Source organism: Streptomyces sp. NPDC002785 (assembly GCF_040295565.1).
Classification (GTDB): Bacteria; Actinomycetota; Actinomycetes; order Streptomycetales; family Streptomycetaceae; genus Streptomyces.
Genome location: NZ_JBEOVN010000093.1, coordinates 18,457 through 27,030 on the forward strand (window position 1 = coordinate 18,457; position 8,574 = coordinate 27,030).

The following is an 8,574-nucleotide window of genomic DNA, read 5'->3' on the forward strand; positions in this document are numbered from 1 at the left end:
CCTCTTGCTACGTTGCGTGGCATGACCGCAACGATGGCGGACGCACCCCCGCCCGATCTACGTCTGCGCAAGCGGCGCGGAGTCGAGCTGCTGCTCCTCATCGGGGCCGTCCTCATCTCCGTCTACGGCTACGCCGCCGTCGGGCTGGCCAGGAACGGCGCGGTCCCTCCCGATGTGGCCGGTTACGGCGCGGGCCTGGGGCTACTCGCCCTCCTCGCCCATCTCGCGGTCCGCTTCCGTGCCCCGCACGGCGATCCGCTGCTGCTGCCCATCGCCGTGCTGCTCAACGGGCTCGGCCTGGTGCTGATCTACCGGCTCGACCTGGAGACGCCGAAGAATCAGGCGGCCCCCACCCAGCTGATCTGGTCCACGCTCGGCGTGGCGCTCTTCATCGTGGTGGTCGTCTTCCTGCGCGACCACCGGGTGCTCCAGCGGTACGCCTATCTCTCGGTCGCCACCGCCCTGGTCCTGATGATCGTGCCGATCTTCTTCCCTGCGGTGAACGGGGCCAAGATCTGGATCAGGGTCGGCGGATCCTCCTTCCAGCCGGGCGAGTTCGCCAAGATCCTGCTCGCTGTGTTCTTCGCCGCGTATCTCGCCGCGAACCGCAGTGCCCTCGCCCATACAGGCCGCAGGATCTGGAAGCTCCAGCTCCCCACCGGCCGGGTGCTCGGCCCGATCGTGGCGATCTGGCTGCTCAGCGTCGGTGTGCTGGTCCTGGAACGCGATCTGGGTACGTCTCTGCTCTTCTTCGGCCTCTTCGTGATCATGCTGTACGTGGCGACCGGCCGGACCGGCTGGATCGCGGTGGGCCTGCTGCTCGCCGCCGTCGGCGCGTTCGTCGTCGGCTCCCTGGAACCACATGTGAACAGCCGGGTCCAGGACTGGCTCGACCCGTTCGCCTCCATCGACGCCGGTCAGGGCCCCAGCCAGCTGGCCCAGTCGCTGTTCGCGTTCGCCGCGGGCGGGATGCTCGGCACCGGGCTGGGGCTCGGTCACTCCATCCTCATCAGCTTCGCCGCCAAGTCCGACTTCATTCTGGCGACCGCGGGCGAGGAGCTCGGCCTGACCGGGCTGACCGCGGTCTTCCTGCTGTACACGCTGCTGGTCGCCCGCGGATACCGGGCCGGCCTGGCCCTGCGCGACCCGTTCGGGCGGCTGCTGTCGATCGGTCTCGCCTCGATCCTGGCGCTCCAGGTTTTCGTGATCGCGGGCGGGGTGATGGGACTGATCCCGCTGACCGGCATGGCAATGCCGTTCCTCGCGCAGGGGGGTTCGTCCGTCGTCACCAACTGGATCATCGTGGCGCTGCTGATCCGGGTCAGCGACCAGGCCCGTAGACCGCACCCCGACCATGTGGAGACCGGAGTCATCGCGCCCATGGCAAAGGACGAGCCGTGATCCCGTACCCGCGAGCCGTGATCCCGTACCCGCGAGCCGTGATCCCGTACCCGCCGCGAGCCCCGGAGGCCAGGCCGTGATCCGCTACATCCGCCGGGCCGCCGCGCTCTGTCTGCTGCTGCTCGTGGCGCTGCTGCTGAACGCCGCCCGCATCCAGGTCTTCCAGGCCGAAAGCCTGGACAACAACCCCGCCAACCGCCGTCTCACGATCGCCCGTTACAGCCAGCCGCGCGGCAACATCCTGGTCGACGGCAAGTCCGTCACCGGTACCGAGAACACCGGTGAGCAGCTCAAGTACGAGCGCACGTACAAGGACGGCCCGCTGTACGCACCGGTGACCGGCTACGCCTCGCAGACGTACGGCACGACCCTGATCGAGAACGCCGAGGACGACATCCTCTCCGGCACCGACTCGATGCTCGCCCCGTTCCCCCTGTGGAACGAGATCACCCGCAGCCAGCAGCCCGGCGGCAACGTCGTCACGACCATCAAGGACTCGATGCAGCGCGCCGCCTACAACGGGCTCGCCGGACGGCGGGGCGCGGTCGCCGCCGTCCAGCCGTCGACCGGCAGGATCCTGGCGCTGGTCTCGACCCCTTCGTACGATCCCGGACGGCTCTCCGGCACCGGTTCGTCGGTCACCGACGCCTGGCAGCAGCTGAACGCGGCGAAGAGCCGGCCGATGCTCAACCGGGCGATCCGCCAGACCTATCCGCCGGGTTCCACCTTCAAGATCGTGACAGCGGCGGCCGCCCTCGACGCGGGCGTCGTCAGCGACCCCGACGACGAGACCGACACCCCGTCCCCCTATGTGCTGCCGGGTACGACGACCACGCTCCCCAATGAGGCGGAAGGCTGTGAGAACGCCTCGCTCGCCGAGGCGATCCGGGTCTCCTGCAACACCGTGATGGCGGAGCTGGGGGTGCGGGTCGGGCTGAAGGGGATGGTGGACGCGGTGCGCAAGTTCGGCTTCAACGACACCGGGCTGAAGATCCCGTCGAGGGTGGCGAAGAGCAACTTCGACACCGAGATGAGCGACGACCAGCTGGCGCTCTCGTCGATCGGGCAGTTCGACACGACGGCGACACCGCTCCAGATGGCGATGGTGGCTTCGGCCGTGGCGAACGGCGGCGACCTCAAGTACCCGTATCTGGTGGACCGTACGACCACGAGAGGCGGCTCGATCGTGCACCGGAACGGCTCGCACACCTACCACCGGGCGATGAACCCGCGGACGGCCATGCAGCTGCGGCGGATGATGGTCGACGTCGTGGAGCAGGGCACCGGGTCCAACGCCGCGATCGACGGGGTGAAGGTCGGTGGCAAGACCGGCACCGCACAGCACGGCATCGACAACTCGGGCAGGCCCTACGCCTGGTTCATCTCCTGGGCGCAGGCGCCGGACTCGGCGCAGCCGGCCGTCGCGGTCGCCGTGGTCGTCGAGGACGCCGCCGCGAACCGGGCCGACATCAGCGGCGGTGGCAGCGCGGCCCCGATCGCCCGTTCCGTCATGGAGGCGGCCCTGAGAGACTGACCGCGTGGCGGATGCGGGCGGGGTGGGCCGGGCGCTGGACCGGATCGGGCGGGAGGATCCGCGCCTGTGCGCGTTCATCGAGGTGTGGCCCGAATGGGCGCTCGCCGCCGAGGAGCAGGCCCGTCAACTTCCGTTGGCCGGCAGGCCGTTCGCGGTCAAGGGGGCGACCGGTATCCGTTCGTACGCGGCCCGGCGGCTGATCGCGGCCGGTGGCGTCCCGGTCGGCGCGACCTCGGTGCCCGGCCCCGGCACGCCCTGGCAGACCTGGGGGCTGGGCGCCCACGGCCGCACGATCAACCCCTGGCACCCCGGCCGCACCCCCGGCGGCTCCTCGGCGGGCTCGGCGGTGGCGGTCGCGGCGGATCTGGTGGAACTGGCGACCGGCAGCGACGGGGCGGGGTCGGTACGGATTCCGGCGGCGTGGTGCGGGGTGTTCGGCCTGAAGACGACGAATGGCCTGCTGCCCTCCCCCGACCGGTCCGGGCTCGCTTCCGCCGGGGTGCTGACCCGTTCGGCGGCTCACGCCCAGACCTACCTGCACTGTGTCCTGGACGGCTGCGAACCGGCGACGGCGGACCTTCCGATCCCTGCCGTCTTCGGCCCCGACCTGGGGTACGCGGAGGTCGACCCGGAAGTCGAGTCGGTCGTCCGGCGTGCGGTGGGGCGGCTCGTGGCCGGCGGGGTGGTGCGGCTCGTGGACCGTACGTGCGAGCTGCTCGACCCGCGAGAGGCGTGGCAGGCGGTCCGGGGCGGGGAGCCGTCCCCGGCCGCCACGGAGATCCGGCGCGAGAACGACCTCCGGCTCGACGCCCTGTTCGCCCGTACCCCTCTGCTGCTCACCCCGACCACCCCCAACCGCCCGCACGGCCACGACGGTCCGGGCGAGCTCTACTCGACCGCGCTGACCTGGGCGTTCAATCTCAGCGGTCATCCCGCCGCGAGTGTGCCCGCCGGGTTCACGGCGGACGGCTGCCCGGTCGGGCTCCAGTTGGTCGCGGAGCGCGGGGCGGACGTCTCGCTGCTCGCCATGGCCCATGAGGTGGAGAACGCGCTGACTACTGTGCGGCCATGACATCCAGCGACCGGCGGACCTTGCCGACGCCCGCACCGGCCCCGGGCCGAACGGACTGATCAGCCGATCGGCTTGCGCGACTCGGACCTGACCTTCGCGGTGTCCGCCGCCATTTGCTTCAGGTCGATGGACTGCGGGTCCTGCGCCGCGGTCCTGGGCGTGACCACGGCGACCATGGCGCCCGTGTTCCCGTCGGCCCAGGCGCACATGGGGACGCTGCTCGACACGCCGCTGGTCTTCTGCCGCACGACCTGGCACTCGACCGTGATGTCGTATCCGTCGGGCGTGAACTCCTTGGCGGGTACGGCAAGGGTCGCACCGTCCGCCTCCGCGGCCCCCGAAAGGATCTTGCCCCGCGCGAACTCGGGGTTCCGCAGCTGCCCCCACATCCCGGACAGAATCAGCGCACCGCCCTCGGACGAGGTGTACTGCGCGACAGCCGCCTTCGGATTCCGGACGCTGGGGTCGTACGTGTCCTCGATCCCCTTGCCCTCGGTCCGCGACATGTCCTCGGCCAGAGTGAACTCACCGTCCAGCAGCTTCTTCTCCACGGTGAGCCTGTACTCCGCCGGCGGGAAGCTGCCCGCGACCGCCTTGCCGGCATCCACCAGCTTGAAGGCGGCGTAGCCGAGCCCGCCCACCACCGCGAGCACGGCAACCGTGATCCCGATGACGAGTCCGGTCCGCTTCTTCTTCGGCGGCTGCGCGCCTGGCAGACCGGGAGCCCCGGGCTGCCCCCACGGCCCTTGCGGCGGAAGTTGCTGCTGCGGATGGCCGTACGGGTTCTGCCCGGCGTACGGGTTGTACTGGGGCTGGGGTTGCGGGGGCTGCGGGGGTCCGTACGGCCCCTGTGCCGGCTGCGGCGGCCCGTACGGGCCCTGCGGCGGCTGCGGTGGCATGGTCATGGCACCACGTTACGCGTGCGAACGCGATTTCGACCCGGACCGACAGCGTCGCCGCGACCGCGTCTCCTTCCGGGTGTACGCGAGGGACGAGCGTCTGCAGCGCAGCCTGCTCGGCGGTGTGACCGACATCTTCGCGGAGTCGTCATATTCCGCCCGTCGGCCGTTTCGTCACCGGTCCCCGGACGGGCTCGACTCCCCCTGGGTTATCGCCTCTTCGACCTCGGCGACCCTGGTCCGTTCCTCCGCCGCGAAGCGGTCCCGGTCCAGTTGCTCGGCCAGCTCCTCGTCCTGGGCCATCAGCAGGTCCAGGCTGGAGTCGCCGAGCTCGAAGACGCCCATGTCGAGATAGGCCTTCTGGAGCCGTTCGCCCCACAGGCCGATGTCCTTGACGCACGGCACTATCCGGCTGAACAGCAGCTTGCGGAAGAGCTGCAGGAACTCCGAGTGCTCGGAGAGCTCCTCGGCCTCCTGCTTGCCGATGCCGAAGTTCTCCAGCACCTCGACACCGCTGAGCCGGTCCCGCATCAGATAGCAGCCCTCGATGACGAACTCCTCGCGTTCGCGCAGTTCGGCGTCGCTCAGCTGCTTGTAGTAGTCGCGCAGCGCCATCCGCCCGAAGGCGACGTGCCGGGCCTCGTCCTGCATGACGTACGCGAGGATCTGCTTGGGCAGCGGCTTGGTCGTCGTGTCGCGGATCATGCCGAACGCGGCCAGGGCAAGGCCCTCTATGAGGACCTGCATGCCGAGGTAGGGCATGTCCCAGCGGGAGTCGCGCAGGGTGTCGCCGAGCAGGCCCTGGAGGTTGTCGTTGATCGGGTAGAGCATCCCGACCTTCTCGTGCAGGAACCGGCTGTATATCTCCGCATGCCGGGCCTCGTCCATGGTCTGGGTCGCGGAGTAGAACTTCGCGTCCAGGTCGGGGACGGACTCCACGATCCTGGCCGCACAGACCATGGCGCCCTGCTCACCGTGGAGGAACTGGCTGAACTGCCAGGCGGTGTAGTGCTTGCGCAGCTCACCCCGGTCCTTGTCGGTCATCTTCGCCCAGTGCGGCGTGTCGTACAGGGGGAGGACGTCGTCCGGGGTGCCGAGCGGGTCGGCGGGGTCGACCTCCAGGGACCAGTCGATGCGCTTGTTGCCGTCCCACTGCTTGTCCTTGCCCTTCTGGTAGAGGGCGAGCAGGCGTTCGCGGCCGTCGTCGTAGTCCCAGCTGAAGCGGGCGGCGCCGGAGGCGGGCACTTGCCACAGCGGTGTGTCGGGGGCGGTGGTGTAGAGGGCGTGTGTCGACACGGACGACTCCCTTTCGCCTTGGGTGCTCCGATAAGTCCACTGAAACTTGCGTCAGTTGGCAGGTTCACACGTTGGTAGACGCCGGGTCAACAAGTCGTGCGCAAGGGATTGACGACCTTGCTGACAGAGAGTCTCATAAGGAGTGACCGCCGGTAACCCATGTGTGAGGTGCCTCCAGCCATGACGACAGTGACCGAACGCGATGTGCAGTTGCTTCGCGATGCACTCGGCCCGCTCCGGGACCGCGAGCAGCTCGCCGAGCGGCTGCTCGCATCCTCGGCCAAGCACTCCTTCGATCCGGACAAGGAACTCGACTGGGGCTCGGCGGTCGAGGACGGCAAGTGGTTCTGGCCGCCCGAGCTCGTCTCGCTCTACGACACCCCGCTGTGGCGGAGGATGTCCGAGGAGCAGCGGTTGGACCTGACCAGGCACGAGGCGGCGTCACTGGCCTCACTGGGCATCTGGTTCGAGATCATCCTCATGCAGCTGCTGGTCCGGCACATCTACGACAAGCCGGTGACCAGCAACCACGTCCGCTACGCACTCACCGAGATAGCCGACGAGTGCCGGCACTCGATGATGTTCGGCCGCATGATCAAGTGGAGCGGGTCGCCCGACTATCCCGTGCCGCGCGTCTATCACAACCTCGCGCGCGTGCTGAAGACCATTTCCACCACGCCCGGTTCGTTCGCCGCGACCCTGCTCGGCGAGGAGATTCTCGACTGGATGCAGCGGTTGACGTTCCCGGACGAGCGCGTCCAGACACTGGTGCGCGGTGTGACCCGCATCCATGTCGTCGAGGAGGCACGGCACGTCCGGTACGCCCGCGAGGAGCTGCGCCGCCAGATGGTGACCGCCCCGCGCTGGGAGCGCGAGCTCACCCGGGTGAGCTGCGGCGAGGCGGCCCGTGTCTTCTCCGTCTGCTTCGTCAACCCGCTGGTGTACGAGAACGTCGGCCTGGACCGCCGCGAGGCCGTCGCCCAGGTGAAGGCGAGCGGCCACCGGGCGGAGATCATGCAGAGCGGCGCGAAGCGGCTGACGGACTTTCTGGACGACATCGGGGTACTCAACGGGGTGGGACGCAGGCTGTGGAAGAGTTCCGGCCTGCTCGCCTGAGCCGACGCCCCGTTGCCCGTTCAGGCGGAGCGCTTAGGCTTCGTGGCATGACCGCTGCCGCGCCGCCGACCCGTGCGTACCGAAGGCTCAGCGTCGAGGAGCGCCGCACCCAGCTCCTCGGTGCGGCGCTCACCCTGTTCGCGCACCGGGCCCCCGACGAGGTCTCACTCGACGAGGTGGCGAGGGTCGCCGGGGTCTCCCGCCCGCTCGTGTACCGCTACTTCCCGGGCGGGCGGCAGCAGTTGTACGAGGCGGCACTGAGGTCCGCCGCCGAGGAACTGATCCTGTGCTTCAGTGAGCCGCCCGTGGGGCCGCCCACCGAGCGGGTGCTGCGGGTACTCGACCGATATCTCGCCTTCGTGGACGAGCACGACGCCGGCTTCAGCGCACTGCTGCGCGGCGGGAGCGTCGTCGAGACCTCGCGTACGACCGCGATCGTCGACGAGGTCCGGCGGGCGGCGGCCGAGCAGTTCCTGCTGCACCTGGGCCGGGGCGGCGCGGATGTGGGGGCCGAGCCCGGGCCCCGGCTGCGGATGATGGTGCGCACCTGGATCGCGGCCGTCGAAGCGGCGTCCCTGATCTGGCTGGACGAGGGGAAGCAGCCCGCCGCGGCCGATCTGCGCGACTGGCTGGTCGACCAGCTGATCGCGCTGCTGGCCGCGACGGCGGCGACGGACCCGGAGACCGCGTCGACGGTGGCCGAGATGCTGCCGCTGGAGACCGCCGCAGGTCCGGCCGGACGGCTGGCGGAACGGCTGATCCCGGTGGCCGGCGGGGCTGCCCATCTGCTGCCCGAGGGCAGATCGGTCAGACTGGGGCGGTGAGAAGCGAGAACACCCCCTTCACCGGCGGCCCCCTGGACGGGCGGGTACTGCCCGTACTCGTCGGTCCGACCGGCCATCCGCCCAAGTGGTACGAAGTCCCGGTACCGGCCGCCGACGGCGGGCCCGCCACCGTGTACGCGTACCGCCGGGTGCCGGCCGGTCACTCCAAGCGGCTGGGGATCCCGCGCGGCTGGGTGTACGAGTACGCCCCCGAGGGCCGTGAGCGGCACAGCCCCAAGTGGCCCTGGTCGAAGCCGGACTGAGGGTGCGGGGCCGCCCCCCATCTGCCGGCCGGTCTAAGACCGACCGGCAAATGGGGGGTGGGAGAAGGAGCGGGGCTGGGTGCGTGCAGCTGCGAGGCGGAGGATTGAGGCAGATGGGGTCTCCCCTGCTCGAGCGCAGCCGAGAGCTTGGGGAAGGAGCCATGGTGAT

8 protein-coding genes are annotated in these 8,574 nt (G+C 69.8%); 6 read left to right on the top strand and 2 right to left on the bottom strand.

From position 1 onward, the window contains the following. The first annotated feature begins 21 nt into the window (after positions 1-21). The 3 genes from ABTZ94_RS21635 (at position 22) to ABTZ94_RS21645 (ending at position 4,007) form a co-directional block, all read left to right on the top strand. Complete coding sequence (locus ABTZ94_RS21635; RefSeq protein WP_351202684.1) at positions 22-1,401, top strand: FtsW/RodA/SpoVE family cell cycle protein; 1,380 nt, start codon at positions 22-24, stop codon at positions 1,399-1,401. Between the two features lie 76 nt (positions 1,402-1,477). Next, complete coding sequence (locus ABTZ94_RS21640; protein ID WP_351202685.1) at positions 1,478-2,935, top strand: peptidoglycan D,D-transpeptidase FtsI family protein; 1,458 nt, start codon at positions 1,478-1,480, stop codon at positions 2,933-2,935. A 22-nt stretch (positions 2,936-2,957) separates the two neighbouring features. Further along, positions 2,958-4,007 carry an amidase family protein gene (locus tag ABTZ94_RS21645; RefSeq protein ID WP_502967283.1) on the top strand — a complete coding sequence of 350 codons (1,050 nt, stop codon included), beginning with the start codon at positions 2,958-2,960 and terminating at the stop codon, positions 4,005-4,007. 59 nt (positions 4,008-4,066) lie between these two features. Here the strand turns inward: ABTZ94_RS21645 and ABTZ94_RS21650 are convergent, their stop codons facing one another. Both ABTZ94_RS21650 and ABTZ94_RS21655 read right to left on the bottom strand, forming a co-directional pair. Beyond that, the gene (locus tag ABTZ94_RS21650; protein ID WP_351202687.1) at positions 4,067-4,912 is read right to left on the bottom strand and encodes a hypothetical protein; all 846 of its coding nucleotides are present in this window, start codon (positions 4,910-4,912) and stop codon (positions 4,067-4,069) included. Positions 4,913-5,080: 168 nt separating this feature from the next. Beyond that, the gene (locus ABTZ94_RS21655; RefSeq protein ID WP_351202688.1) at positions 5,081-6,202 is read right to left on the bottom strand and encodes a ferritin-like domain-containing protein; all 1,122 of its coding nucleotides are present in this window, start codon (positions 6,200-6,202) and stop codon (positions 5,081-5,083) included. Positions 6,203-6,382: 180 nt separating this feature from the next. On the opposite strand from ABTZ94_RS21655, the gene ABTZ94_RS21660 reads away from it, so the two are divergent. Genes ABTZ94_RS21660 through ABTZ94_RS21670 form a run of 3 tightly spaced genes read left to right on the top strand, consistent with a single transcriptional unit; the run spans position 6,383 to position 8,405 of the window. Further along, positions 6,383-7,318 (top strand): AurF N-oxygenase family protein, encoded by a 936-nt coding sequence (locus tag ABTZ94_RS21660; protein WP_351202689.1) that lies wholly within the window; start codon positions 6,383-6,385, stop codon positions 7,316-7,318. 47 nt (positions 7,319-7,365) lie between these two features. Beyond that, positions 7,366-8,142 carry a TetR/AcrR family transcriptional regulator gene (locus ABTZ94_RS21665; RefSeq protein ID WP_351202690.1) on the top strand — a complete coding sequence of 259 codons (777 nt, stop codon included), beginning with the start codon at positions 7,366-7,368 and terminating at the stop codon, positions 8,140-8,142. Beyond that, complete coding sequence (locus ABTZ94_RS21670) at positions 8,139-8,405, top strand: DUF8847 domain-containing protein (protein WP_351202691.1); 267 nt, start codon at positions 8,139-8,141, stop codon at positions 8,403-8,405. The genes ABTZ94_RS21665 and ABTZ94_RS21670 overlap by 4 nt, the downstream gene beginning before the upstream one ends. Positions 8,406-8,574 lie beyond the last annotated feature (169 nt).